At 73.3% G+C, this 23,977-nt stretch carries 20 protein-coding genes, 2 tRNA genes and 1 pseudogene; 8 read left to right on the plus strand and 15 right to left on the minus strand.

All coding sequences use genetic code 11. The features are described 5' to 3' along the window. Nucleotides 1–27: 27 nt before the first annotated feature. Together ABZT03_RS00395 and ABZT03_RS00400 are read right to left on the minus strand one after the other, a co-directional pair. A complete protein-coding gene (locus ABZT03_RS00395) occupies nucleotides 28–741 on the minus strand; it encodes a GAF and ANTAR domain-containing protein (protein ID WP_356031426.1) in 714 nt (237 codons plus the stop codon). Between the two features lie 41 nt (nucleotides 742–782). Then, a complete protein-coding gene (locus ABZT03_RS00400; RefSeq protein WP_356031429.1) occupies nucleotides 783–1,499 on the minus strand; it encodes an ANTAR domain-containing protein in 717 nt (238 codons plus the stop codon). Nucleotides 1,500–1,613: 114 nt separating this feature from the next. Here ABZT03_RS00400 and ABZT03_RS00405 point away from each other — a divergent pair. The 3 genes and pseudogenes from ABZT03_RS00405 to ABZT03_RS00415 form a co-directional block, all read left to right on the plus strand. After that, a pseudogene (locus tag ABZT03_RS00405) lies at nucleotides 1,614–1,997 on the plus strand (STAS domain-containing protein); the annotation flags it as partial. 84 nt (nucleotides 1,998–2,081) lie between these two features. Further along, a complete protein-coding gene (locus ABZT03_RS00410) occupies nucleotides 2,082–2,555 on the plus strand; it encodes a PPOX class F420-dependent oxidoreductase (RefSeq protein ID WP_356031945.1) in 474 nt (157 codons plus the stop codon). Between the two features lie 64 nt (nucleotides 2,556–2,619). Further along, nucleotides 2,620–3,582, plus strand: coding sequence for a LysR family transcriptional regulator (locus ABZT03_RS00415; protein ID WP_356031431.1), 963 nt, complete (start codon nucleotides 2,620–2,622; stop codon nucleotides 3,580–3,582). Here ABZT03_RS00415 and ABZT03_RS00420 read toward each other — a convergent pair. From ABZT03_RS00420 to ABZT03_RS00445, 6 genes are all read right to left on the minus strand, one after another. After that, nucleotides 3,563–4,330, minus strand: coding sequence for a TetR/AcrR family transcriptional regulator (locus tag ABZT03_RS00420; RefSeq protein ID WP_356031434.1), 768 nt, complete (start codon nucleotides 4,328–4,330; stop codon nucleotides 3,563–3,565). The two genes, ABZT03_RS00415 and ABZT03_RS00420, sit on opposite strands and share 20 nt — an antisense overlap. A 266-nt stretch (nucleotides 4,331–4,596) precedes the next feature. Then, the gene (locus ABZT03_RS00425; protein ID WP_356031437.1) at nucleotides 4,597–6,852 is read right to left on the minus strand and encodes a glycosyltransferase family 39 protein; all 2,256 of its coding nucleotides are present in this window, start codon (nucleotides 6,850–6,852) and stop codon (nucleotides 4,597–4,599) included. Then, a complete protein-coding gene (locus tag ABZT03_RS00430; protein WP_356031439.1) occupies nucleotides 6,849–8,339 on the minus strand; it encodes a bifunctional glycosyltransferase family 2/GtrA family protein in 1,491 nt (496 codons plus the stop codon). The genes ABZT03_RS00425 and ABZT03_RS00430 overlap by 4 nt, the downstream gene beginning before the upstream one ends. 14 nt (nucleotides 8,340–8,353) lie before the next feature. Continuing rightward, nucleotides 8,354–10,006, minus strand: a complete 1,653-nt coding sequence (locus tag ABZT03_RS00435) for a HAMP domain-containing sensor histidine kinase (RefSeq protein WP_356031442.1) — start codon at nucleotides 10,004–10,006, stop codon at nucleotides 8,354–8,356. Further along, nucleotides 10,003–10,743, minus strand: coding sequence for a response regulator transcription factor (locus ABZT03_RS00440; RefSeq protein WP_356031444.1), 741 nt, complete (start codon nucleotides 10,741–10,743; stop codon nucleotides 10,003–10,005). The genes ABZT03_RS00435 and ABZT03_RS00440 overlap by 4 nt, the downstream gene beginning before the upstream one ends. A 174-nt stretch (nucleotides 10,744–10,917) precedes the next feature. Then, nucleotides 10,918–11,793 (minus strand): DUF2797 domain-containing protein, encoded by an 876-nt coding sequence (locus tag ABZT03_RS00445; RefSeq protein ID WP_356031447.1) that lies wholly within the window; start codon nucleotides 11,791–11,793, stop codon nucleotides 10,918–10,920. 135 nt (nucleotides 11,794–11,928) lie between these two features. On the opposite strand from ABZT03_RS00445, the gene ABZT03_RS00450 reads away from it, so the two are divergent. Together ABZT03_RS00450 and ABZT03_RS00455 are read left to right on the plus strand one after the other, a co-directional pair. Then, nucleotides 11,929–12,075 (plus strand): hypothetical protein, encoded by a 147-nt coding sequence (locus ABZT03_RS00450; RefSeq protein WP_356031450.1) that lies wholly within the window; start codon nucleotides 11,929–11,931, stop codon nucleotides 12,073–12,075. Between the two features lie 122 nt (nucleotides 12,076–12,197). Beyond that, nucleotides 12,198–12,749 carry a hypothetical protein gene (locus tag ABZT03_RS00455; protein ID WP_356031452.1) on the plus strand — a complete coding sequence of 184 codons (552 nt, stop codon included), beginning with the start codon at nucleotides 12,198–12,200 and terminating at the stop codon, nucleotides 12,747–12,749. A 16-nt stretch (nucleotides 12,750–12,765) separates the two neighbouring features. On the opposite strand, the gene ABZT03_RS00460 is transcribed toward ABZT03_RS00455, so the two are convergent. Beyond that, entirely contained in the window at nucleotides 12,766–13,299 is a 534-nt protein-coding gene (locus ABZT03_RS00460; protein WP_356031455.1) for a hypothetical protein, read from the minus strand. 264 nt (nucleotides 13,300–13,563) lie between these two features. On the opposite strand from ABZT03_RS00460, the gene ABZT03_RS00465 reads away from it, so the two are divergent. Continuing rightward, on the plus strand, nucleotides 13,564–15,252 hold the full coding sequence (locus ABZT03_RS00465; RefSeq protein WP_356031458.1) for a lysyl oxidase family protein: 1,689 nt from the start codon (nucleotides 13,564–13,566) through the stop codon (nucleotides 15,250–15,252). A gap of 90 nt (nucleotides 15,253–15,342) precedes the next feature. On the opposite strand, the gene ABZT03_RS00470 is transcribed toward ABZT03_RS00465, so the two are convergent. The 5 genes from ABZT03_RS00470 to ABZT03_RS00490 all read right to left on the minus strand — a co-directional run bounded on the left by ABZT03_RS00470 (nucleotide 15,343) and on the right by ABZT03_RS00490 (nucleotide 17,599). Next, a complete protein-coding gene (locus ABZT03_RS00470) occupies nucleotides 15,343–15,759 on the minus strand; it encodes a hypothetical protein (RefSeq protein WP_356031460.1) in 417 nt (138 codons plus the stop codon). Nucleotides 15,760–15,770: 11 nt separating this feature from the next. Beyond that, nucleotides 15,771–16,457: a TNT domain-containing protein gene (locus tag ABZT03_RS00475; protein ID WP_356031462.1), complete on the minus strand. Its 687-nt coding sequence runs from the start codon at nucleotides 16,455–16,457 to the stop codon at nucleotides 15,771–15,773. 300 nt (nucleotides 16,458–16,757) lie between these two features. Continuing rightward, the gene (locus ABZT03_RS00480) at nucleotides 16,758–17,129 is read right to left on the minus strand and encodes a VOC family protein (protein ID WP_356031465.1); all 372 of its coding nucleotides are present in this window, start codon (nucleotides 17,127–17,129) and stop codon (nucleotides 16,758–16,760) included. 117 nt (nucleotides 17,130–17,246) lie between these two features. Then, a tRNA-Arg gene (locus ABZT03_RS00485) sits at nucleotides 17,247–17,319 on the minus strand. 189 nt (nucleotides 17,320–17,508) lie between these two features. Continuing rightward, nucleotides 17,509–17,599 (minus strand) — tRNA-Ser (locus ABZT03_RS00490). A gap of 367 nt (nucleotides 17,600–17,966) precedes the next feature. On the opposite strand from ABZT03_RS00490, the gene ABZT03_RS00495 reads away from it, so the two are divergent. Together ABZT03_RS00495 and ABZT03_RS00500 are read left to right on the plus strand one after the other, a co-directional pair. After that, nucleotides 17,967–18,389 (plus strand): SSI family serine proteinase inhibitor, encoded by a 423-nt coding sequence (locus ABZT03_RS00495; protein WP_356031467.1) that lies wholly within the window; start codon nucleotides 17,967–17,969, stop codon nucleotides 18,387–18,389. Between the two features lie 347 nt (nucleotides 18,390–18,736). Continuing rightward, nucleotides 18,737–23,278, plus strand: coding sequence for a PAS domain-containing protein (locus ABZT03_RS00500; protein WP_356031470.1), 4,542 nt, complete (start codon nucleotides 18,737–18,739; stop codon nucleotides 23,276–23,278). 42 nt (nucleotides 23,279–23,320) lie between these two features. On the opposite strand, the gene ABZT03_RS00505 is transcribed toward ABZT03_RS00500, so the two are convergent. Next, entirely contained in the window at nucleotides 23,321–23,902 is a 582-nt protein-coding gene (locus ABZT03_RS00505; RefSeq protein WP_356031474.1) for a TetR family transcriptional regulator, read from the minus strand. Between the last annotated feature and the right edge of the window lie 75 nt (nucleotides 23,903–23,977).

Below are 23,977 nucleotides of genomic sequence, written 5' to 3' on the forward strand. Positions count from 1 at the left end.
CACTCCGCGCGGCCCCGCACACGCGTCTCAGGAGCGCGCCGGGGGCAGTCCGTCGCGGTTCGCCCGGGCCACCCGGGTCACCAGGTCGTTGCAGAGATCGCGGAGTTTGACGTTCCGGTCCATCGAGACGCGGCGCAGGCGCTCCAGGGCGAGGGTCGCGTCGATCCGCTCCTGCGCCATGAGGATGCCGATCGCCTGGTCGATGACGCTGCGCGAGAGCAGCGCGGTGCGCACGTCGGCGGCGGACTCCCGGCGGCGCTCGATCCGCAGCGCCGCGTTGATCGTGTCGGTGGCCCGGGCGGCGAACGTACGGGCCGCGTCCCGGCCCGGTCCCAGCGCTCCGGCCAGGACGCCGTAGAAGTTGGCGGCGGCGCCCGTCTCGCCCTCCACGTCGAGCGGCACCGCCAGCACGCAGCGGACCCCGGTGGCCACCGCGAACGCCGGGTAGGGCGCCCAGCGGGTCTCCTCCGTCAGGTCGGGGGAGTACTGCTCGGTCCGGGTCCCGGCCGCGTCCACGCAGGGCCCCGAACCGTTCTCGTACTGCCGCTGGTCGAGGCCGCTCGGCAGCCCGCGGCTGCCCGCCAGCGTCAGCAGCCGGTCGGCCCTGCGCACGGTGACACTGCACGCGACGGCCCCCGGCACGTCCTGCACGGCCCGGTCGGTCAGGTCGCGCAGCAGCGTGTCCAGTCCGCTGCTGCGCACCATGGCCTCGTCCAGGGTCTCGCGCGTCTCAGAACTCATGACGTACGGATGTCCCGGACCGGCGCGGACACGCCCGCCGCTCAGGGGGCGTTGTTCGTGTCGATGATGCGGCGGGCGATGTCGCGCAGTTTGACGTTCTCCCGCTGCGAGGCCCGCACCAGGCTGTCGAAGGCCTCGGCCGCGTCGATGTCGAGGCGCTCCATCAGCATGCCGGTGGCCTGGCCGATGAGGTCGCGGGTGCGCATGGCCTCGGTCAGTTGCTCGCGGGTGGTCGCCGACTCCAGGGCGAGGCTGACGTGCGCGGTGAAGAGCCGGCCGATCCGGGTGGCGGCGTCGTCGAAGACGTTCGGCTTGCGGGCGTAGGCGGTGAGCACGGTGAGGCGCCGTCGGTCGGCGCGCAGCCGCAGCGCCAGGGCGGAGCGCAGGCCGGCGTCGGCCAGGGCGGTGTCGGCGTCGTCGGCGTCCTCGGCCTCGCTGTCCTCCACCCGCAGCACGGGCGCGGTCCACAACCGGTGGTCCCCGCTCATCGGCTTGGCCTCCGCCGAGCGCACGACCTCGTCGGTCCAGGCGATGGTGCGGCGTCCGTGGGGGCGCTCGATCTCCGAGATGCCGGCGTGTTCGGCCCCGGGCAGGATGTGCACGGCCAGCCGGACCGCGGTGCGCAGGGTGCTGTCCGGGGTGGCTGTCTCGTGCAGTTGGCGGGCCGCGACCGTCAGAGCTTCGGCCAGCTCGAAGCCGACAGGAAAACGGGGCAAATCGGGAAACTCAGGCGAAACCACCACGAACCTCTTCGGCATGCACGGCCAAAACGGCCATGCGCAGGAGAGCTCCGCAGCACATTCCCGACTGCGAGCACAGGACAGACAGCACTTTAGCCGCTCGCTTCCGCAGTCCCGCGCCCTCATGGTGGAATGACCCAACAGGTCAGGAAGCGGCCTACCGGAATCCGGACGTACGTCTGCCAGGTGAGAGCCGTGACCTTGATCCCGAAACCGCTGGATCTGCCCGACCGCACCGTGCTCCGTCTGCCCGCGGAGATCGACCTCGGCAACGCCGACGCACTGTTCGCGCACGTCATCTCCGCCGCGCGGGCCCGCGCCGGGCGGCTGCGGATCCTGGTCCTGGACCTGTCCCAGAACGCGTTCATGGACTCCCAGGGCGTCCGTCTCGTCGACGACGTACGACGCCGGTTACGGCCCCGGGTGGCGGTGCGGGTGGTGGCGGCCCCCGGCAGCGTGGCCGGCCGCGTCCTCGAACTGACCGGCCTGCGCCGCGACGTCCCCGTGCACGACAACCTCGCCGAGGCACTCGGTCAGTGGGACCCGTACCGGGCGGTGCGAGCCGGTGGCCCTCCGGGTCACGGCACTAGGCTGGTCGCCATGGCACCGAACATCGCGACGAACACCTCCGTATCGCTGGACGAGTTGCTGGACTTCGTACGGCCCCGGCACCACGCCGTCCTGCTGACCCGGCGGGCCGACGGAAGCCCGCAGAGCTCTCCGCTCACCTGCGGGGTCGACGACTCGGGGCGGATCGTCGTATCGACGTACCCCGAGCGGGCCAAGACGCGCAACGCCAAGCGGGACCCCCGGGTCAGCGTCCTCGTGCTGAGCGACGACTGGAACGGACCGTGGGTCCAGATCGACGGCACCGCCGAGGTCGTCGACACCCCGGAGTCGGTGGAACCCCTCGTCGAGTACTACCGCAACATCGCCGGCGAGCACCCGGACTGGGACGAGTACCGCGCGGCCATGGCCAAGCAGGGCAAGTCGATCATCCGGATCACCCCGGAGCGGTGGGGACCGGTCGCGACCGGCGGTTTCCCGGCGCGGCTCGTGGAGGACCAGCCGTAGGAGCCCCGGCCTGCCACCCTCGGGCGGGCCACGACGCGCCCGGGCGCGTGCCTAAGCTGGGGCGATGGACACGGAGGCGGTGCGGTCGTTCGTCCGGGCGGCCGAACTCGGACAGCTGCGGCACGCGGCCGACGAGCTGGGCGTGACACAGCAGGCGGTCTCCAAGCGGATCGCCGCCCTGGAACGCGAGCTGGACGCCCGCCTGTTCACCCGCACCGCCCGAGGGGTCGAACTCACCCCGGACGGCCGGTCGTTCCTCCCGCACGCGCGGAGCATCGTCGCGGGGGTCGACCGCGCCGTCACCGCGGTCGGGCCGGGTGCGCGGGCCCTGCGGATCGACGTGCTCGGTCTGCGCAGCGCGCAGGCCGTCATGCTGCACGACTACTGGCGCGCGCATCCCGGGACCGGCCTCGACGTGGTCACCCTCAGGGTCGACGACCCCCGCGTGGTGGCCGCCGCCGTCCGGGCGGGCGACGTCGACGCCTCGTTCCGCAGCGTCACCGATCCCGCCGCGCTGCCGCCCGGCGTGCGCATGATCCACGCCTTCCACTCCCCGCTGGAACTCCTCGTCGGCCCCCGGCACCCCCTCGCCCCCGCCCGCGCGCTGACCCCGCACCAGCTGCGCGGGCTCCGCATCCGGGTGCCCGGGATCACACCGGGCAGCGAATGGGCGGACTTCTACGACCAGCTCACCACCGCGTTCGACCTCCGCGTCGACACGGCGGGCCCGAACTTCGGTGACGAGGTGCTCCTCGACGCCCTCGCGGACTCCGCCGACCTGGCCACCCTCGTCGGCGCGCGCGACCGGTACCTCTGGCCCGCCGGCCACGACCTGCGCCGCATCCCGATCGTGAACCCGGCGCTCGCCTACCCGCTCTCCCTCATGTTCCGCGGGACGAACCCGCATCCGGGGCTCCGCGCGGTCGTCGGACACCTCGCGGGCCTGCCCCCGCTGCCCGGGCCGGTCTGGCTCCCGTCCTGGGCGACGGCACCCGACCCGCTGCCCCTCAGCTCCCGGACCGCCTGACCATCGCCTCGATTCCGGCCACCAGCAGGTCCAGCGCGAAGGTGAAGTCGCGGTCCAGCATCTCCGCCACCGTGTCGCCGCCACGGGCCGCCATGATGTCCCGGGACTCCCGGACCGCGTCCGCGGTGTCCGGGGAGTCGGTCACCGCGGTCATGGCCTGCCGGTAGTAGTCGTCCGCGCTCACCCCGGCGTCCGCGACCCGGGCGAAGAAGTGGCCCTCGATCGTGCCGTAGCCGTACACGAACTGGAAGACGGCGGAGATCGCGCCCGTGACGCCGTGCGCGGGCAGGCCGGTGCGGCGGATGACCCGCTGGACGCGACGGGAGAACTCCAGCGCGTTGGGACCGATGTTGAGGTGGCGCCCGGCGAGCGGCGACAGCCAGGGGTGACGCACCAGCAGCGCGCGGTACCCGGTGGCCAGCGCCCGCACCTGTTCGCGCCAGTCCTCGGCGACGGAGTCCGGGCCGGGCAGGCGCAGCTCGCCGAAGGCGGCGTCCAGGGCGAGTTCGAGGAGGTCGTCCTTGGTGTCGACGTACCAGTAGACGGACATCGCCGTGACGTTCAGCTCGGCGGCGAGCCGGCGCATGGAGAACCTGTCCAGGCCCTCCGCGTCCAGCAGCCGGACCGTGGCGTCCGTGATCCGGTCCCGGTCCAGGCCCGACGGCTGCCCGCCGCTCCGCCCGCCCCGGCGGGCCCTGCCCTCCAGCCAGACACTGGTCCGCGCCGCCCGCTGGGCTGCCTTCGCCATGGCGCACCTTCCTCGACACTCCGACGCCGGCCGGCGCGGGCGGCTGCCCGGCGTCCCGGCACACGGCCGGTCACGACAGGCCCCGGCCGCCCACCGGTCGGGCGACCACCACCTCGGAGTCTGCCCGCTCAGCCCCGTGCGGCAACGCCGCGGTCCCCGGCCCGCCGGGCGGGGACGCGGAGAAGGGCGGTGGCGACGGGAAGGAGGGGTGGGGACGCGGAGAAGGGCGGTGGCGCGAGGCCACCGCCCTTCCCGTCGTCCGACCGTCAGCCGCTCGCCCGCTGGGTGAGGTCGTAGAAGGTGGCCGTGCCGACCGTGACCTTCTTGAAGGTGCTCTCGACCCAGGAGGTGATCTGCGAGGACGTGCCGCTGCTGCTGCCGCCCATGCCGCCGCCCGAGCCGCTGGAGATGTAGTAGTGGATCTTCTTGTCCGCCACGTACTTCTTGAACTGCGCCAGCGTCGGCGACGGGTCGGTGCCGTTGAAGCCGCCGATCGCCATCACCGGCTCACCGGTGGACAGCTGGTAACTCGCCGCGTTCTGGGCGCCGATGGCGGCGGCGGCCCAGGTGTAGTCGCCGGCGTCGGTCGTCAGCAGCTTCCTGGCCGCGGAGCTGACGGTGGCGCCGTTGAGCAGGCCGCCGGCACCCCCGCCCCCGCCCATGCCGCCGCCGTCCCCGGTCTGGCCGCCGGGCATCCCGCCCTGCTGGTTTTGGCCCTGGCCCTGGGTGGTGCCGTTGCCGTTCTGCTGGTTCTGGCCGGGCATGCCCCCGCCGGGGAAACCGTTGCCCTGCCGGCCCTGGCCCTGGCCCTGGGTGGTGCCGTTGCCCTGCCGGCCCTGGCCGGGCATGCCCCCGCCGAAGCCACCGCCGCCGGGGCCGCCGCCCCGGCCGCCCATCATGCTCGCGCCGGCCGGGCCGGCCGTCACGATGGAACCGGTGTGCGCGGAGTTCACCGTGCTCAGCGTGTACGCCGTCGGACCGGCCAGCGCCGCCACGATGCTCAAGCCCACCGCCGCGACGGCCAGTTGACGGCTCACCCTGGCGGCGAAGACCAGGCCGAGGGCGCCGGCCAGGCCGCCGGTCAGCACCAGCCACTTCAGCCAGGGCAGGTAGTCCGGGGTGCGGTTGAGCAGGACGTATCCCCAGGCGGAGGCCGCCACGACCGAGGCCGCGAGGGTGATCGACGCCCGGATCTCGCCGCGCTTCTCCCACAGGAGCGCCGCGCCCATACCGACCACGGCGGCGATGTAGGGGGCGAGGGCCACCGTGTAGTACTGGTGGAAGATGCCGGCCATGTAGCTGAAGACGACCGCGGTCATCAGCAGCGAGCCGCCCCAGACGAGGAACGAACCGCGGGTCACCGACGTCCGCTTGAGCCGGCGGGTCGCCACCAGGCCCGCGACGAGCAGGATCAGCGCGGCGGGCAGCAGCCACGAGATCTGGCTGCCGATCTCGGAGTTGAACATCCGGTTCCAGCCGGTCTCGCCCCACTGCCCGGTGCCGCCGCCCCCGCCACCGCCGCCGACGCTGCCGGTCTCGTCGCCGCTGAGGCGGCCGAGGCCGTTGTAGCCGAAGGTCAGCTCCAGGAAGGAGTTGTTCTGCGAGCCGCCGATGTACGGGCGGGAGGAGGCGGGCCACAGCTCGACGATCGCGACCCACCAGCCGCCGGAGACCACGATCGCCAGCGTCGCCAGGGCCAGCTGCCCGAGCCGCTTCCGCAGTCTCACCGGCGCGCAGACGCCGTAGACCAGGGCCAGCGACGGCAGGATCAGGAACGCCTGGAGCGTCTTGGCGAGGAACGCGAAGCCGATCGCGGCTCCGGCCCACACCAGCCATTTCGTACGGCCGTCCTCCAGCGCCCGGACCACCAGGTAGCAGGCGACCGACATCAGCAGCGCCAGCATCGCGTCCGGGTTGTTGAACCGGAACATCAGCGCCGCGACGGGGGTGAGCGCGAGCACGGCACCCGCGATCAGACCGGCCCCGGGGCTGAAGCGGCGGCGCACGGAGGCGTACACCACGGCGACCGTGCCGACACCCATCAGCACCTCGGGCACGAGGATCGCCCACGAGCTGAGTCCGAAGACCCTGACCGCCAGCTCCATCGGCCACAGCGAGGCCGGGGGCTTGTCGACGGTGATGGCGTTGGCCGAGTCCAGCGAGCCGAAGAAGAAGGCCTTCCAGCTCTGGCTGCCCGCCTGGACGGCCGCGGAGTAGAAGGAGTTGGCCCAGCCGGAGGCGCTCAGGTCGTACAGGTAGAGCACCGCGGTGGCCAGCAGCAGACCGAGGAACGCGGGGCGCACCCAGCGGGGGTCCTCGGGCCTGCCCCGCCACGCTCTGCGGACGAGGGGCTGCTTTGGTTCACCGGAGTCCGGGGCGGGCGGCAGGGCCGGCGCCGGCGGGGCCGACGGTTCCCGGACGGCCGTACCGCCGTCCGTTACCGCCGTGTCGCCTGTCGGCGGCCCCCACGCGGAGGGACCGGGTCCCCCCTGCTGGCTCGTCCGGTCGTAGTGGGTGGTCATCGGGATTCCCTCGGATCGGTGTCGGCGGGGCGCACCGGCTGAAGCCGCATGGTGGCGTCCCTCCAGGTGCGGTCCGCGGCTTCACCGGCGCGGACCGTGGCGGTGTCGTACGGCCCCCGCGGGCCCGTGGGGCGGCTCGCGGAGTACGGGTGTGCCTTCGGGTGCCTCGGCAGCGGGCGGTACGGCGGGTCCGGCGTCGTCGGGTCGGCGGGCGCGGCCGGGTGGTGGGAGGCCACCACCGTCGACGCGTCGCGGTCGGGGAACACCCACGCCCTGAACAGCAGGAAGCGCAGCACCGTCGCGGCGAGGTTGGCGGCGATCAGGACCGCCAGCTCGGTGGAGTGCGCGGGATCACTGGAGGCCGCGTTGAGCGCGGCGAGCGAACCGCTGGTGAGGGCGAGACCGATGCCGAAGACGACCAGGCCCTGCGCCTGGTGCCGGACGGCGCCGCCGCCACCGCGCACCCCGAAGGTCAGCCGGCGGTTGGCGGCCGTGTTGGCGACCGCCGAGACCAGCAGGGCGAGCGCGTTGGCGAGCTGCGAGCCGCCGAACTGCCGGAAGACGCCGTAGAGCAGCAGGTAGAAGAGGGTGGAGAGGCCGCCGACCACGCAGAACCCGACGAGCTGGCGGGCCAGCCCCTTCGGCACGTCCTCGATCTCGCGGTCGCGGGGGTCGTCGCCGAACGGGCGGGTGAGCCGGTCCAGCGGCAGCGAACCGGTGGCCAGGGCCCTGCCCACGCGCAGCACCCCCTTGAGGTCGTCGGTCGCCGTCCGCACGATGTGCACGGTCGAGTCCGGGTCGTCGACCCAGTCGACGGGCACCTCGTGGATGCGCAGCCCGGCGCGCTCGGCGAGCACCAGCATCTCCGTGTCGAAGAACCAGCCGGTGTCCTCCACCAGCGGCAGCAGCGCCTGCGCCACGTCACGGCGGATCGCCTTGAAGCCGCACTGCGCGTCGGAGAAGCGGGCCTGGAGCGAGCCGCGCAGGATCAGGTTGTAGGAGCGGCTGATGAACTCACGCTTCGCACCGCGTACGACGCGGGAGGAGCGGGCCAGCCGGGAGCCGATCGCCAGGTCGGAGTGGCCCGAGATGAGCGGCGCGACCAGCGGCAGCAGCGCGTTGAGGTCGGTGGAGAGGTCCACGTCCATGTACGCGAGGATCGGGGCGTCCGAGGCGGACCAGACCGTCCGCAGCGCCCGGCCGCGGCCCTTCTGCTCCAGCCGGAAGGCCCTGACCTCCGGGATGTCCGCCGCCAGCCGTGCCGACACCCGCGGGGTGGTGTCGGTCGACGCGTTGTCCGCGATCGTGATGCGGAACGCGTACGGGAACGTGCGCTTGAGATGCTCGTGCAGTCTCAGCACACACGGCTGGAGGTCCTTCTCCTCGTTGTAGACGGGGATCACTACGTCCAGGACAGGCGTACCGGCGTCTGTGGCCGGGAGGTGCTCCCGCGCCGGCAGCGTGCCGGGAGAAGAGTCGGTTCGCATACCGACGACTCTCGTCAGGCCCGCTGTTGTACCCATATGGCGGCGCTGTGCTGTGCCTGTGAGTGCGACTGCCAGTTGGTCTCCGGCGCCGGACGGGGCGACTGCGGGGCCGACGCGGGCAGGTGCACGGTGAACACGGTGCGCCCGGGGACGCTGTCGACGGTCACCGCGCCCTGGTGCGCGGACGCGACGGCCTGCACGATCGCCAGCCCCAGACCGGTGGAGCCGGTGGCGCGGGAGCGCGCGGAGTCGCCGCGCGCGAAGCGTTCGAAGACGCGCGGGAGCAGGTCGGGCGGGATGCCCTGGCCGTCGTCCTCGACGTCCACGCACAGCCACGGCCCGCGCCGCTGCACGCGGGCGGTGACGGTCGTACCGGGGGGCGTGTGCGTTCTCGCGTTCGCCAGCAGGTTGACGAACACCTGTTGCAGGCGGGCGGCGTCCGCCGAGACCAGCGCGGGTTCGTCGGGCAGGTCGAGACGCCAGTTGTGGTCCCGGCCGGCGGCGCGCGCGTCGCTGATGGTGTCCACGACGAGCGGTACGAGGTCGGTCTGCTCGAACTGCAGGGGCCGTCCGGCGTCCAGGCGGGCCAGCAGCAGCAGGTCCTCCACCAGAAACGTCATCCGGCCCGCCTCGGACTCGATCCGTCCCAGGGCGTGCCGGGTGTCCGGGCCGACCTGTTCTCTGCCGCGCCGGGTGAGTTCGGCGTACCCGCGGATGGAGGCCAGCGGCGTCCGCAGTTCGTGGCTGGCGTCCGCGACGAACTGCCGTACCCGCATCTCGCTCTGCTGGCGGGCGTGCAGCGCGCCGTGGACGTGGTCGAGCATGCGGTTGAGCGCGGCGCCGACCTGGCCGACCTCGGTGTGCGGGTCGGTCTCGGACTCGGGGACGCGTTCGCTGAGGTGAACCTCGCCCGTGTGCAGGGGCAGTTCGGAGACGCGGGTGGCGGTGGAGGCGACCCTGCGCAGCGGGCGGGTGGCCACGCCGACCAGGACGTAACCGGCGATGCCCGCGGCGACCAGGCCTGCCGCGGTGACGCTGAGCTCGACCAGGATCAGGGTGTCGATGTTGCCGTCCACGTCCGCGGTCGGCAGGGCCACGTAGTAGGCGTCGGTGTGGTCCCGGCTCTCCTGGTACCGGACGCGGTAGTCCCCGAGGCCGGGGAGTTCCACGGTGTGCGCCCCGCCGTCCTTGGAGACGGAGGCGAGGGCGGTCTTCTGTGCGGCGGTCAGGCTGCCGGCGCTCATCTCGTTGTCGTAGCGGTTGCGCTGCTTGGCGTAGCCCGAATCGGTGATGGAGCCGGTCTTCACGTTCACGTAGGCGGCGACCGTCTTGGGCTGCGTCGGCCCCCCGGTGAGGACTCTCGCGACCTTCTCGGCCGGCGTGGTGGCGGTGTCCAGGGGGACCGTGCCCGTCCGGGCGTCCCCGGGCAGCTGCCCCTTGCCGTTGCCCGGCTCACCCATGGGCCCACCGGTCGCCCGCAGGGCGGTGTCCTTCACCTTGCCGTCCAGCTGCTGGTACAGGTGGTCCCGCAGCGCGAGCGTGGTCACCGTGCCGATCACCGCGCAGACCACGGCGATCAGCACCACCGAGGCGACGACGAGCCGGGTCCGCAGGGTGCGCGGCTTGCCTGCTCGCCTCTGCGGTCGCGGCCGTCGTCGCCCGCTCATGCGACGGCGGGCTTGATCAGGTAGCCGGCGCCCCGGCGGGTGTGGATCATCGGCTCGCGCCCGGCGTCGATCTTGCGGCGCAGGTAGGAGATGTACAGCTCGACCACGTTGGCCTGGCCGCCGAAGTCGTAGGACCACACCCGGTCGAGGATCTGGGCCTTGCTGAGCACCCGGCGCGGGTTGCGCATGAGGAAGCGCAGCAGCTCGAACTCGGTCGCGGTGAGGTGGATGTTGTCGCCGCTGCGGGACACCTCGTGGCTGTCCTCGTCGAGCGTGAGGTCACCGACGACGAGCACGGAGTCGGAGCGCCGGTCGGCCGCGCCGGAGCGGCGGATGAGCCCGCGCAGCCGGGCGACGACCTCCTCCAGGCTGAACGGCTTGGTGACGTAGTCGTCGCCACCGGCGGTCAGGCCCGCGATGCGGTCCTCGACGGCGTCCTTCGCGGTGAGGAAGAGGACGGGCACGTCGGGCAGCTCGCGGCGCAGCCGGCCCAGGACGGTGAGCCCGTCCATGTCGGGCAGCATCATGTCCAGGACGACGGCGTCGGGCCGGAAGTCGCGCGCGGTCTGGAGCGCGCCCGTCCCGTCACCCGCGCTCCGGATCTGCCATCCCTCATAGCGCAGGGCCATGGACAGCAGCTCGGTGATCGACAGCTCGTCGTCCACCACAAGCACGCGGACGGGGCTCCCGTCCGGCCTCAGCAGTTCGGTGCGCCCCTGGGGCGAGGTCGTGGTCATGGTGGACACCATGTCGGGGTCCTCTGAGAACACGCTTTCACTAATCTGTGATTTTCCTGAGAAACGCACAGGCGGCTCTCAGGGAACACCTGGGGGATTCCTTGCCTCCGCCCCCTCGCCGCCCGCCCCTCACGCGCCGGGCGGCCGGCCCGTCCGGCCGTCAGGCCGCTCCGCTCAGAACAGCCCGTCCTGTACGACGGCAAGCGCTTCCCCGAACTCCTTCACCGGGACGGTGAGTTCGTCGTGCTCCACGGGGAGCAGGTCCCAGCCGGCCATGAGCCGGGTGTCGAGGACGATCGCCCTGTCCCCGCTCACGAGGTGCAGGTCCGGGCCCGCGGCTGCCACCAGGCGACCGCCGACCGCGCCGCCCGGGACTAGTTCGGTCACACTGCCGGCCGCCGCGGGTGCGGTCGCCAGGCCGAACACCCCGACGTGGTCGACGGGTTGGCAGGGCAGGCGTCGCAGCGACTCGGGCCAGCCGGTCAGCGCCACGGCCCGCGCGTGCAACTCCGTGACTTCAGCGGCCCGTTCGGACTCGGTGGGCGGCAACCGCGAACGCACCGCGCGCTTGACGGCGTACGGGATGCGGTCCGGCACGCGGAGCGCGGCGCGCAGCAGTTCCTCGGTGCGGCGCGCGGCCATCAGCGGTCCGGCGCCCAGCCGGCTGAAGCAGACCGCACCCTGCTCCAGCAGCCGCGCCGGCCCCCGTTCGACCGCGGTGATCCCCACCTTGGTCAGGCCGGGGCCGAACCAGGCGAGATACACGTGGTACGGCCGGGGGTCGTCGGCGAGGGTGTCCGCGGCCACCGAGTGCGCCCGGTCCAGCCGCGCGCACTCCTCGCACCGGGCCCCGGTACCGCGCGCCGGCACCACCGCCCGCACCGGACAGGCGTACCCCCGCGCCCCCCTGCAGGACCGCACGCCCCCCTCCGCGACCCCGAAGGCCACCCGCTTGCCCCAGGTCAGCGCGCTGCGCCGCCCGCCGTCCCAGGTCAGCACGGGACCCTCCGCCGCCCACCGCAGCCCCGCGCATCTCCATGCCTGTGCCATCCCCCCGAGGGTAGGCGCCGGCACTGACACCGGCGGCCCACCGGGGCCCTCACCGGTGCCGGTGCCTCGGCCGCGATCCGCCCGCCTTCGCGCCGCCGGCCGCCAGGCGCCGACTACTCCCCCGCCGAGATCGCCGTGCTCACCGACTGGTTCACCCGCACGACCGGCCTGGCGCACGCGTACATCGAGGAGCTCCGGGGGCAGGACACCGAACGCCCCGGCCGTGACGTCGCGCTGGTGCGGGGCCCGTTGGTAGAGCTGGCCCCACCCCCGGTCCGGTAGGAGGCTCCATCGCCCCGGCGGCCGAACGACGGGATCGTTGAGGGCAGTTGATCCAGCACGGTCGCGCGGTCGGCGCGGTCGGAGGTCTCGGGGGCGCGAGCTCCCGCCCGGAGGGAAACGCCATGAAGACGACGGTCACCGGCTCGGACACGGCACGCCGGACGCCGTCCGCGCCCGGCCCTCTCGCCTCCTTCGTGCGGTTCGTGGGGTGCGGTGGCGGGGTGGGCGTCCTCTCCAGCGCCGCCGTCCCCCTGCTGGCCGACCGGCTGACCTGGGCCCTGGCGAACGCCGTCGTCACGGTCGCGTCCACCCTCCTGTGCACGGAGCTGCACGCACTCGTCACCTTCGGCACCGGACGGCGCGCGGGCCTGCGCCGCCACCTCCAGTCCGCCGGTTCCGCGACGGCCGCCTACCTCGCGACCTGCGCGGCGATGTTCCTGCTGCACGCGCTGCGGCCGTCCCCCGGCCTGGCCTGGGAACAGACCGTCTACCTCGGCGCGGCCGGCCTGGCCGGCATCGGCCGCTTCCTGCTCCTGCGCCTGTACGTCTTCTCCACCCGGCCCGCCGCCACCGCCGGTGGCACCGGTCGCGACCACGCCACCGGTGGCATCAATCGTGACCACGCCACCTGGAAGCCGACCGGCCGGCCCGCCCTGACCGGCGCCACCTGCTAGAAGCCGTCCGCCGGCGCTACTCGTCGTCCGGGTGCGGGGCCGGCGCACCCCGGCCGACGGTCATGGCCCAGCGGACGGTGGGCGGCGCCACGACGGACACCCTCCCACTGCGGTCCACTCCGGTCACGTCGAACTGGTCGAAGACGCTGCTGACTTCACCGGCGACGCAGTCCAGAGCGAAGGAGATGCCGATGAAGGAGCGGACCTTCATCCGCCCCGTGCCGAGGCAGCGGACGTCAAAGGTGACTGCGTCCCCCTTCTTGCCCCTGCGGAAAGAGAAGTTCGCGTTGCCGTTCGTCGGGTCCTGGCGACCGGCGAGCGTCTCGTCCGCGTCGATTGCGGGCGCCTCACGCAGGGTGGGCGCGGGAGTGGAGGAACCGGAGGCGGCGGGTGCGGCCGAGTGGGTCGCGGCGGTTGTGGAAGCGGTGCTGCCGGCGGCACCGCTGGCCGCGCTCGCGGCGGGGGACGAGGTCGAGGTGCAGCCGACGGCCGCGGGAAGGAGCAGCGCGGCGCAGACGACACCGAGGCCGGCCGGGGCCCTGCGGAACATGTGGATCTCCTCGGTCGGGCGGGGGTCCTGGCAGGGCGTCGGAGGCACCGCCGGTGACCGGCGAAAGCGTCCCCGCGAACCGGGAAGGATCACGATCATCGTGCGTTTCCTTCCCAACAGGCAACCCACACACCCCATTCACCGCTCTCACAGGGTGCTCACAGGGCCGGTTCCCGAGGCGCGTGGGGTGCGCCGGCAGAGGTGGCCGGCCGTGAGCTGTCCAGTCCGATGCCTTCGACCGAGGCACTCGCAGACGAGGAACCCATGACCAGTCAGTTACGCCGCAGCCGCCTGAAGCACTCGACGCTCGCCACCGGAGCCGTGCTCGCCGTCGTCGTCACCGCCGCCGGGGCCGCCCCCGGGGCGGGCGCCACCCCGGCGGGCACCGCCGGGAAACCGAAGCTCGCACTGGTCGCCGCGTCGAAGGCCGTGACCCTCGAACGGTGGCAGGGGGAGGCCGGGGTCTTTCTGGACCTGGGCACGTACGTCACCGTCGACAAGGCGCCGCTCGAGATCAAGGTGACCCGGAAGTCGTACAAGGACCCTGTCGTCGCCCGGCAGATCCTGCGCGCCGGCAACCGCACGACGACCAGGACCCTGCCCGCGGGCCTGGTGAAGGACTTCTCCGGCCTGCCCGGCTTCCTCCAGGTGTCGGTCAGGAACGCGGCCGGCGTGGAGGTGTCGAAGACGAAGGGGACGTTCTGCCCGGACAACGCCTCCGGGCGCCTGCGGCCGGACGCCCCGGCGACCTCGCACTATCCGGAGAGCTGCTCCACCAACCCGTTCACGCTGGGCTCGGTGTGGGGTGTCGAGAAGGGCTGGGCGGCCAACTCCAGCACCGTCGACTACGACAAGCCCGTCGACCTGCCGGTGGGTGAGTACACGGCCACGATCTCGGTGGCGAAGAAGTACCGCGACCTGTTCGACATCCCCGACGACCGGCCGACCGTCAAGGTGACGGTCCGCGAATCCTCCGACGGGGGCGGCGGCGAGGGCGTGGCGGCTCCGCGGTCCTCCGGCCACGCGGCGCAGCACGGCGGCGGACACGCCGGCGCGCACCCGGCCGGCGCGGCCCACGCCTACGGCCCCCGCGGCGCCGACGCGCCCACCCCGCCCGCGCTCTCCCACGCCCTGGAGGGCCTCGGCACGGCCCACCACCTCGGTGACGGCCTCGGCCACACCGACGGTTCGCGGATCGCGCCCGCGCTCCGGGCCAACGCCCACCGGCCCGCCGGCCGGGCGGGCGTCCCGGCGAACGCGCCCAAGCCGGACCTGCGCGCCCTGCCGGCCTGGGACATCGCCGTGACCGACGGCGAGGACGGCGACGCGCCGGGCAAGGACTACCTCGCCTTCAGCGCGAACGTCTGGAACGCGGGCCCCGCACCCCTGGTCGTGGACGGCTTCCGCAGCCCGGGCAAGGACCTGATGGACGCGTACCAGTACTTCTACGACGCGCACGGCAAGCAGGTCGGGTACACCCCCACCGGCACCATGGAGTGGGACCCGCGCGTCGGCCACGAGCACTGGCACTTCACGGACTTCGCGAGCTACCGGCTGCTGAGCGCCGACAAGACCGAGGAGGTGCGCAGCGGCAAGGAGGCGTTCTGCCTGGCCAACACCGACGCCATCGACTACACGGTGAAGAACGCCAACTGGCACCCGTACAACACGGATCTGTCGACCGCCTGCGGCGAACAGAACTCGATCTCCGTCCGGGAGGTCCTCGACGTCGGCTCCGGTGACACGTACACCCAGTACCGTCCCGGCCAGTCCTTCGACATCACCGACCTGCCCAACGGCACCTACTACATCCAGGTGATCGCCAACCCGGCCAAGCGCCTGAAGGAGACCACCCTCAAGAACAACGTCGCCCTGCGCAAGGTCGTCCTGTCGGGCACCCCGGGCGCCCGCAAGGTGACGGTCCCGCCGTACGACCTGGTCAACGCCCCGTGACGTAGCACCACCCGAACCGGAGGCCCCGCGGATCACTCCACGGGGCCTCCGGCCTGCGGTGCACGTGACCGCCGGGCGCGGTGATCGTGATCAGCCGTCGTCAGCCGGCCCCTCGTGACGACGGAAGTCGGCCCATGCCTGCCGCTGGATCTGCTCGGTGTCCGCGAGGAGTTCGTCCAGCGGCTGCGCCGCACCCGGGGGGCGGGCGAGCGAGCGGACGAGCGTGTCGTACAGGTGGGCGCAGGCCCCTGCCTCGGTGCTGAAACGCCGGACGACGCTGTCCTGGGAGCGCTGGCGCACCCCCACGGTCCAGGCGTCGGCCTCACGGCGCAGAAAGTACTGGGCGTCCGGCCCGGCCGACACCTCGTGGACGCCGGGGATGTCGTAGAACGCGTCCGGGACGTCCGCCTCGCGGAGTCTCTCCACGAGTTCCGCGCTGTCCATGGGGTCCGTCCCGTCGCCCGCCTCGGAGGTGACCCGGACCGGGCGGGTCCGGGGCCACCTCAAGGTTAGTTCCGTCAGGTCACGTTCAGTTCCTGGAGTTTCTGCGAGCCGACGAGCGTGGGGATCGGCGAGTCCGTCACGTACTGGAGGCCGAGACCGGGCTGCCCGAACCACGGCCTGATCGGCCCGGCGTGGACGGTGAAGGGCTCGAGGACCCGGTAGAGGTGGTAGCTCAGCGGGTAGGCCGCGACGTAGGTGTCGAGATTGCTCGGCGGGATCGCGCGCTTGGCGTAGGGCGTGCCCGCGGGGGCGAGGAAGTTGCCGAAGCCGCTGCCGAAGAGGTCGACCAACTGCCCCTTGCGGAGCGTCTGGGAGTGCTCGACCGGCTTGCCGTTCTTCAGCACGAACCCGTTGTTGTCGGGGTACCACCAGCCCGACTTCCCCGTCTTGGGGTCCGTCTGCCAGTAACACCCGAGGAACCAGTAGGCGGATGTACCGCCCGCACGGTGATAGCCCTTCAGCATCGCGCCGAGGGCTCCCGTGTGCGGGAGGGGCTGAGGTCCCAGCCGCCAGTCGTCGAGGAAGTAGGGGTCGAGTTCCTTCGCCGGCGCGGAGTTGTTCCCGCGGCTGCGGTGCTCGGTCGGGCAGTGGGCTCCGTGCCCCGTACGGGGGTGGTCCGCGTAGGCCGCGGTCGGTGAGATGCCGATCAGCAGGAGGAGCGACGCGATGGCGCTCCCCACGAAGGCGCGCAGTACGCGCATCCGGTGTCCCTTCTCTTCCGACGCCTGCCCGGCGCCGCCCGGGGGCGGTCAGCCGGTCACCGTGACCGACCGGCTGCCTCATCGTGTGACAGGCATACGTTCACCCACGGCATATGCGCGGAGGGGCAGGCATCGCGGTCGGTCACCCGGACAGCTGAGCAGGCAACCCGGTCGGCCGAGCACAACGCGCGTCGCGACGGCACGACCGGGTAGGGGCGGCGGTTCCCCGCGTCCGTCCAGAGCCGTTTCAGGTTCCGGTCCGGGACCGCCCGGAGCCGGTCCACGCATCGGCTCCCGGGACTAACCGACGAGGGTCTCCTTCGGACGGACCACGCAGAACTCGTTCCCCTCCGGATCGACCAGCACCGTCCACGATTCGTCGCCGATCTGCCCAACGTCCGCTCTGCGAGCGCCGAGCGCGAGGATGCGCTCGATCTCGGCCTCGCGGTCCTCCGCCGCTGACGTCAGATCGAGGTGCAGGCGGTTCTTGACGACCTTGCGGTCCGTCACCGGCATGAAGCAGATCCCCATCGGTGCGGTCTCGTCCGGCCCGATCACCACTTCCCGTTCCCGCTCGGACAGGATCCGCCAACCCAGCACCTCGGCCCAGAACCGGGCCAGGGCAGGCAGATCATGGGCGTCGATGACGATGTGATGCAGGGTGACAGGCATAGCGGACAGTGTGCCGTCCGGTCTCCTGGAAGAACGGCGACGGTTGCCGTCACTCACTGCCGGCAAAGCAAAAACCAGAGGCCCTGTGGATCTCTCCACAGGGCCTCTGGTCTGCTGTGCACTCGGCAGGATTCGAACCTGCAACCTTCTGATCCGTAGTCAGATGCTCTATCCGTTAAGCTACGAGTGCTTGTTCTGTTTTTGTCGCCGTTTCCGGCCCTTCCGGCCCGCTCGCGGCGACAGGAAGAACATTACATGACTGCCGCCGCCATGTGAAATCCGTTAGCCATACCCGTTGTGAGCTGCGGAAACGGCTGTCCGGGCACCCCGGGAACGACGAAGCCCCGGTCCACGGGACCGGGGCTTCGGTGATCTTGCGCGGAGGCGGAGGGATTTGAACCCTCGATGGGCTTTAAGACCCAAACCGCATTAGCAGTGCGGCGCCATAGACCGGACTAGGCGACGCCTCCCGCACAGCCGCTCGCGCGAGCGCGATCGGTGCGTGCAGATGATGACACAGTCGAGCGGGGTGTCACCAATCGCCTCCTACGGTACTAGGCACTCGGCCCGCAGGGCAAAGCCGTTGTCGGGGGTGGCGGGGCGTCGGCGGGGAGACGCGCAACGTCGGGGTGTGCGTGGCGTTAGTCAGGCATGTCCCAGGTCAGTCGCGCCCCCAGCCCTTCCGGTCCTTCTCCGTCCGCTCCTTCTCCGTCCGCTCCTTCTCCGTCCGGTCCTTCTTCTTCCGCTTCCCTGCCCGCCACTCCTCCCCCTTCCTGCGGTCCGCCTCCCGCCCGCCGGCCGTCCCGCTTCCTGCCCCGGCCGGCCCGGCTGCTCGTGGTGGCCGCCGCGTTCCTCGTCGCCTCCGGCTCGCTGTCCGCGGTGCCCGCCGCCGCCGGACCCGTCGTCCCCCCGCCGCTCTCCGACGACACCGGCGGCGATCACCTCACCCTCACCGTGCGGCACGCGGGCGGGGGCGCCGACGGGACGTACGAGCTGGACTGTCATCCGGGCGGGGGCAGTCATCCCGACGCCGGCGGCGCGTGCGCCGCGCTGGACCGGAACACGCGGTGGGGAAGGGACACCTTCGCACCGGTGCCGGACGGCGCGGTCTGCACCCAGATCTACGGCGGGCCGGCCACCGCACACGTCACCGGGACCTGGGCCGGACGCCCCGTCGACGCCACGTACGACCGCGCCGACGGCTGCCGGATCGCCCGGTGGAACGCGCTCGTCCCGTTCCTGCCCGACCTCGGGCGGTGACGGCCACCCACCGGGGCGCGCGGACGGTGGTCGCGCGGGGCGCGTGGACGATGCTCGCGCGCCCCGGCCTGGTGTGCGGGATGCACAGGCGGCGCGAGGCGGGAGTCCCGGCCTCGCGCGGGCGCGCGCAAGTGCGCGCAGGTCGGAGTGGAGGCCGGAGCGCGAGCGGGCGTGGAAGCGGAGGACACGGTCACACGTTCTACGTCACTTCCTCGTGCGACCTCCCTCTCATCTCGCGCCGCGAGCGCGAGCACTGCGCTTAGACTCCCTCGCGTGACACGTCGCGGACCGGTTGGCAAGATGGCCTCCGCGGTCGGCAAGGTGCGGTAACAGGGAGGAAGCGTCTCGTGAGCAGCAGGCCATCCCGAGGCGCTGCTCGCCTCGCAGCCATACTCGACGCGCTTCCCGATGCCCTGGTGCTGGTCAACGCCAACGGGACCGTCGTCAACGCGAACACGATCGCGCTGGAGGCCTTCGAGGCCCCCGGGACCGCGCTCGTCGGCCGGGGACTGCTGGACCTGCTGCCGCAGTTCGACTCCAAGCTCATCCCCGGGTCCATGCGGCGGCCCGACCACATGGACCCCCGCGGCCGCACCAAGCCGACCCGGATGATCGCCCGCCGGACCGACGGCAGCGAGTTCCCGGTCGAGGTCACCAGCGCCAACCTGGAGAACGGCCAGCAGGCCTACGACAGCCAGGGCTACACCTCCGACGAGCTGCTGATGCTCGTCGTCCGCGACCTGTCCGGGACCGTCGACACCGAGGCCGAGCTGGCGCGTTCGCAGCGGCAGACCGAGATGATCCTGCGGGCCGCGTCCGAGGGCGTCGTGGGCACCGACACCGACGGGCGGATCGTGCTCGTCAACCCCGCCGCCGCGCAGATCCTCGGCTACCGGGCCAGCGACCTCGGCGGACGCGAGCTGCACACCCTCGTGCTGCACTCGCGCGCCGACGGTTCGCCCTTCCCGTACGACGAGTCGCCGCTCGCCGACACCCTGCGCTCGGGGCGCAAGCACCGGGTGCGCGGGCAGGTGCTGTTCTCCAAGAGCGGCGACAAGGTGTCCGTCGACCTGACGACCGCGCCCGTCCGCGACGGGGACCAGCTCGTCGGCGCCGTGATGACCTTCACCGACCGGCGGCCCTACGACTCGCTCGCCGAGGAGAAGACGGCCGAGGACCGGCGCCACCAGGAGGAGCTGGAGCGGCTCGAGGAGGACCACGCCTCCGAACTCACCGCGCTGCGCCAGAAGCACGTCGGCGAACTGGAGGAGCTGCGCGAGCAGCACGAGGAGGAGCTCGCCGCGGGCGAGGAGCGGTACGCGGCGCTCGGTGAGCGCGAGAAGGACCGCTACGAGGCCCTGGCCGCCCGGCACGACCAGCTGCTGACCCTGCTGGCGGGCTCACTGCGCGGGCCGCTGGACGAACTGCGCCGCGAACTGGCGGCGCTGGCCGCCGACGACGCCGGGCAGTTGTGGCCCGAGGCCAACCAGGTGCTGCACCACCTGTCGGCGGGCTACTCCCGGATCACCACGCTCATCGACAACGTCCTCGGCTACCAGCGCCTCGACGTCGGGACCGACGGCATCAGCCGTACGAAGGTGATGCTCGACTCGGTCGTCGCGGCCGGTGTCGACGGGGCCGTGGAGCTCATCGGGCCGGGACGCGTGCAGTTCGCCGTGCACGCCCCGCCCATCGAGGCGGAGGTGGACCAGCGGCTGCTGGCCACGGCGCTCGCGCACCTCGTCGCCGACGTCGCCGGCGTCGACGCGACCGGCAACGCGCCGGTGTCGGCGGGCGGTTACATGGACAACACCGTCGTGGTGGCGGCGGCGCAGCGCGGCGAGGTCGTACGCATCGAGGTGCGCGGCCCGTACGCCGGCGGCGACCCGGTGCACGAGCCGATCGTGCGCGGGATCGTGCGCGCCCACGGCGGTGTGCTGCAGACGCACGAGGTGCCGGGCATGAGCGGCAGCGCCTACGTGCTGGAGGTGCCGATCGGCGGTGGAGCGGGGGCCGTCGCCGCCCAGCTCCCGGTTCCGGGGCAGCTCCAGATCGAGAACCAGGCTCCCGCGCTCGGGTCCGGCGCGCAGGACGCGGTGACCGGCCAGGGTGCCCAGGCCGACCCGGCCGCGGTGCCCGAGCAGGCCCCGGCCGCCGGCGGGCGGCGGCGGGCCCGTCGGTCCTCGGTGGACGCGTTCCTGGACAGCGAGGCGCCGGAGGACGACGGTGGCGCCGATCCGGAGGCCGGCGTGCCGACCGGGCGGCGCCGTCGGCGGGTCGCCGGCGGTCAGGAGATCGTGCCGGTTCCCGCGCAGGCGTCCGCCGAGTCCGGGGACGGTCCGGGCGGTACCGGCCGGCGTCGCGGGCGGCCCGCGGAGGACGCCGCCGCGGCTGCGGCCGAGGGTGCGGCCGGCGGAGTGAGCGAGGGGGCCGTCGTCATGGCGGGCGAACACGCCTCGGGCACCGCGGCCGCGGGGACGGGACTCGGCGGGACGGTACCGCCGCAGGGCGTCCCCGCACCCGGCGGACGGCGTGCCCGGCACGACGGCGGCGAACAGCAGGCCCTGCCACCGGCTTTGCCCGCCGCCGGACCTGATCGGTCCGGCCCGGCCGGGGAGGACGGACACCCCACCGGGCGCCGCCGCCGTGCGCTGGCGGCCGCCTCGGAGCGGGCCGCCGCGCAGGAGGCCGGTCCCCGTACGGTGTTCGCCCTGCCGCCCGCCGACGCGGACCGTCCGTCCGAGGGCGCGGGCGGACAGCCTCCGGCCCAGGTGGCCGGTCCGGCTGTGGCTCAGGCCCAGGTACCGGCGCAGGGGTCCCCGGCGGGACTCGCGCAGGTGTCCGGGCAGCCGGCGCAGCGGGGTCCGGGCGCTCCCGGTGACGCCGGCCGCCACGACGCCGTGTCGCACGACCAGTCCGAGGACCACACCCCGCCGCAACCGCACCCCACGACCTCGCCGACCGGACGCCGCCGCCGGGCAGGCGCCCAGCCGGCGGAATCCGGCGCGGCACCGGCCGGGGTGGCAGGAGCACCGGCGGCAGGGGCGGTTCAGCAGCCGGGTGCGGCTCAACCCGGCTTCGCCCAGCCGGGCTCGGCCCAGCCGGGGACCCCCTCGGCCGCCCAGAACGCACCACAGGCGGTACAGGCCGCGCAGGCGGCTCCCGGACAGCCGGTCCCCGGCCAGGGCGTTCCGGGCGGGCCCGTCCCCGGCCGGCCGATCCCAGGTCAGACAGCTCCCGGTCAGGCGGTCCCCGGCCGGCCGGCCCAGGCGCAGTCCGGCCTCTCTCCGGCCCAGCAGGGGCTCGCCCCGGCTCAGCTCGGGCAGGTCCCCGGGCAGCCCCACCCGATGGCCGTACAGCCGGGGCAGGTACCGGGCATGCCCGTGCAGCACGCGCCCGGCCGGCCCGGCGTGCCCGCGCAGACGCCCCCCGCCCAGGGCATGCCGCAGGGCGCCCCCGCTCAGCCCGCCGCCGGCCTGCCCCTCCCCGCCGAAGCGGCCCCCGGCCGACCGGCCCCCGGGCCCCAGCCGCAGCCCTGGCCCGCCGACGGGACCCCGGGCGCCGGCACCCCCGTACCGGCGAACGGCGCCGCCGCACACCCGCAACCGCACGCCGGTCAGAATCCGCAGGCCCCTCAGGCCCCCGGCGCCGCCCTTCCGCCCGAGAGCGTGCCCGCGGCGCGGCCGCCCCGCGCGGCGCAGCCCCTGCCCGCCGAAGCCGCGGCGGCAGCGGCGGTCGCCGCCTCCGTGCCGGTCGATCCGAACTCGACGCAGGGCCGGGCGATCAGCGTGCGGACGCTGGGGCAGGGCGTGCCGTTCACCCGGCAGGCGGCCCAGGTGCAGCAGCCGCAGGTGTCGGCCACGCCCGCCCCGCACACGAACGGCGGCTCGGGCCGTCGCCGCAAACTGGGCACGCGGCCCGATCCGGCCGCCGCCCACCCGGAGCACGCGGCCCGTTCGCACGCGCCGGGCGAGCAGGTCCCGGCCCAGCCGCAGCCGTCGATGGCCGGCCAGTCCCGGCTGGCGCAGGCGACGGAGGGCACCGGACGGTCGTACGCGATAGGAGCGCCGGACGAGAACGCCGCCGAAGGTCCCGAGCCGCTGGACGGTCCCGGTGGGGCCGTCGAGGTCGCGGACCCGCCGCGGCAGCAGCCGATGGACGACGAGCTGCCCCCGGAGCCGCTGGACAACCCGCGCCGGCTGCTGGTGTGGCCGGTGCCGGACGTCACCACGCAGCAGGCGCTCAGCGACCGCGGCTACCGGCCCGTCATCGTGCACTCGCGCGAGGAGGTCGACGCCCAGATCGCGGCCTTCCCCGCGGCGCTGTTCGTCGACCCGCTGACCGGACCGATCACCCGGACCGCGCTGCAGTCGCTGCGGCAGGCGGCGGTGGCGGCCGAGGTGCCGGTGCTGGTGACGGCCGGGCTCGGGCAGGCGACGCGCGAGGCGGCGTACGGCGCCGATCCCGCCGTCCTGCTGAAGGCGCTCGCACCCCGCGACACCGAGCAGCACCCGCCGCGGGTACTGCTGATCGAGGAGCACGCGGAGATCGCGCTGGCCCTGACCGCGACGCTGGAGCGGCGCGGTATGCAGGTGGCGCGGGCGGCGAGCGACGCCGACGCGGTGACCCTGGCGGGGCAGCTGCGGCCGAACCTGGTCGTCATGGACCTGCTCCAGGTGCAGGTGCGCCAGCCCGGGATCATCGACTGGCTGCGGGCGAACGGGCAGCTCAACCGCACCCCGCTGGTCGTCTACACGGCCGCCGTCGACCAGGCCGACCTGCCGCGGCTGGCCTCCGGCGAGACGGTGCTGTTCCTCGCGGAGCGCTCCAACAGCAGCGAGGTGCAGGGCCGGATCGTCGACCTGCTGGCCCGGATCGGCACCAACTAGGAACCGTCCCGCCCCGGCTCACCGTGCGGACGGTGAGCCGGGCTACGGCCTGGCGACCAGCCTGCGGGCCGCCTCCTTGACCGAGGCGCGCAGCCGCTTGCCGTCGGGGTCCTCGCCGCCGACCAGGACGCGCTTCATCTGCGGGACCACGATCGACCAGTTGGCGAGGGCCACCAACAGGAACAGCAGGTCGCGGGCGGGGATCACGTCGCTGATCACACCCCGGGCCTGGCCTTCCTCGACGGCGGCGACCTTGCGGGCGTAGTGGTCCTGGCGCTCGGCCTCGTCGGGCAGCTCGGCGGTGCCGTACTCGATGCCCTCCCAGAACAGCAGGCGCAGCAGTTCGGGATGATCGGCGTGGTAGTCCATCAGCCGGTCGATCCAGCCCTCGATGTCGTCGACGTCGACGGGGATCGCGACGGCGAGGTCGACCATGCACCGGCCGAGGACCTGTGTGAAGAGTTCCGCCTTGTTGCCGAAGTAGGCGTAGATCAGCTGCTTGTTGGCTCTGGCCTCGGCGGCGATGCGGTCGATGCGGGCGCCCGCGATGCCGTACCGGGCGAACTCGGCGACCGCCGCCTCGAAGATCCGCGCCTTGGTGGCCTCGGGGTCTCTCACTGCCATGGGGCCAGGGTAGCGCGAGGTAACCAACCGTTTGGTTGACAGGGAATGGGGTGCGGGTCCAGGGTGTTGTCCAAG

This window comes from Streptomyces sp. NPDC005574, from assembly GCF_040605435.1.
Classification (GTDB): Bacteria; Actinomycetota; Actinomycetes; order Streptomycetales; family Streptomycetaceae; genus Streptomyces.

What these genes read in the sequence shown, in the direction of transcription:
- ABZT03_RS00505 (WP_356031474.1), bottom strand. Translation starts at nt 23,902, where the DNA reads ATGGCAGTGAGAGACCCCGAGGCCACCAAGGCGCGGATCTTCGAGGCG.
- ABZT03_RS00425 (WP_356031437.1), bottom strand. Translation starts at nt 6,852, where the DNA reads ATGACCACCCACTACGACCGGACGAGCCAGCAGGGGGGACCCGGTCCC.
- ABZT03_RS00395 (WP_356031426.1), bottom strand. Translation starts at nt 741, where the DNA reads ATGAGTTCTGAGACGCGCGAGACCCTGGACGAGGCCATGGTGCGCAGC.
- ABZT03_RS00435 (WP_356031442.1), bottom strand. Translation starts at nt 10,006, where the DNA reads ATGAGCGGGCGACGACGGCCGCGACCGCAGAGGCGAGCAGGCAAGCCG.
- ABZT03_RS00420 (WP_356031434.1), bottom strand. Translation starts at nt 4,330, where the DNA reads ATGGCGAAGGCAGCCCAGCGGGCGGCGCGGACCAGTGTCTGGCTGGAG.
- ABZT03_RS00445 (WP_356031447.1), bottom strand. Translation starts at nt 11,793, where the DNA reads ATGGCACAGGCATGGAGATGCGCGGGGCTGCGGTGGGCGGCGGAGGGT.
- ABZT03_RS00400 (WP_356031429.1), bottom strand. Translation starts at nt 1,499, where the DNA reads ATGCCGAAGAGGTTCGTGGTGGTTTCGCCTGAGTTTCCCGATTTGCCC.
- ABZT03_RS00430 (WP_356031439.1), bottom strand. Translation starts at nt 8,339, where the DNA reads ATGCGAACCGACTCTTCTCCCGGCACGCTGCCGGCGCGGGAGCACCTC.
- ABZT03_RS00455 (WP_356031452.1), top strand. Translation starts at nt 12,198, where the DNA reads ATGAAGACGACGGTCACCGGCTCGGACACGGCACGCCGGACGCCGTCC.
- ABZT03_RS00475 (WP_356031462.1), bottom strand. Translation starts at nt 16,457, where the DNA reads ATGCGCGTACTGCGCGCCTTCGTGGGGAGCGCCATCGCGTCGCTCCTC.
- ABZT03_RS00460 (WP_356031455.1), bottom strand. Translation starts at nt 13,299, where the DNA reads ATGTTCCGCAGGGCCCCGGCCGGCCTCGGTGTCGTCTGCGCCGCGCTG.
- ABZT03_RS00410 (WP_356031945.1), top strand. Translation starts at nt 2,082, where the DNA reads ATGGCACCGAACATCGCGACGAACACCTCCGTATCGCTGGACGAGTTG.
- ABZT03_RS00480 (WP_356031465.1), bottom strand. Translation starts at nt 17,129, where the DNA reads ATGCCTGTCACCCTGCATCACATCGTCATCGACGCCCATGATCTGCCT.
- ABZT03_RS00415 (WP_356031431.1), top strand. Translation starts at nt 2,620, where the DNA reads ATGGACACGGAGGCGGTGCGGTCGTTCGTCCGGGCGGCCGAACTCGGA.
- ABZT03_RS00440 (WP_356031444.1), bottom strand. Translation starts at nt 10,743, where the DNA reads ATGACCACGACCTCGCCCCAGGGGCGCACCGAACTGCTGAGGCCGGAC.
- ABZT03_RS00465 (WP_356031458.1), top strand. Translation starts at nt 13,564, where the DNA reads ATGACCAGTCAGTTACGCCGCAGCCGCCTGAAGCACTCGACGCTCGCC.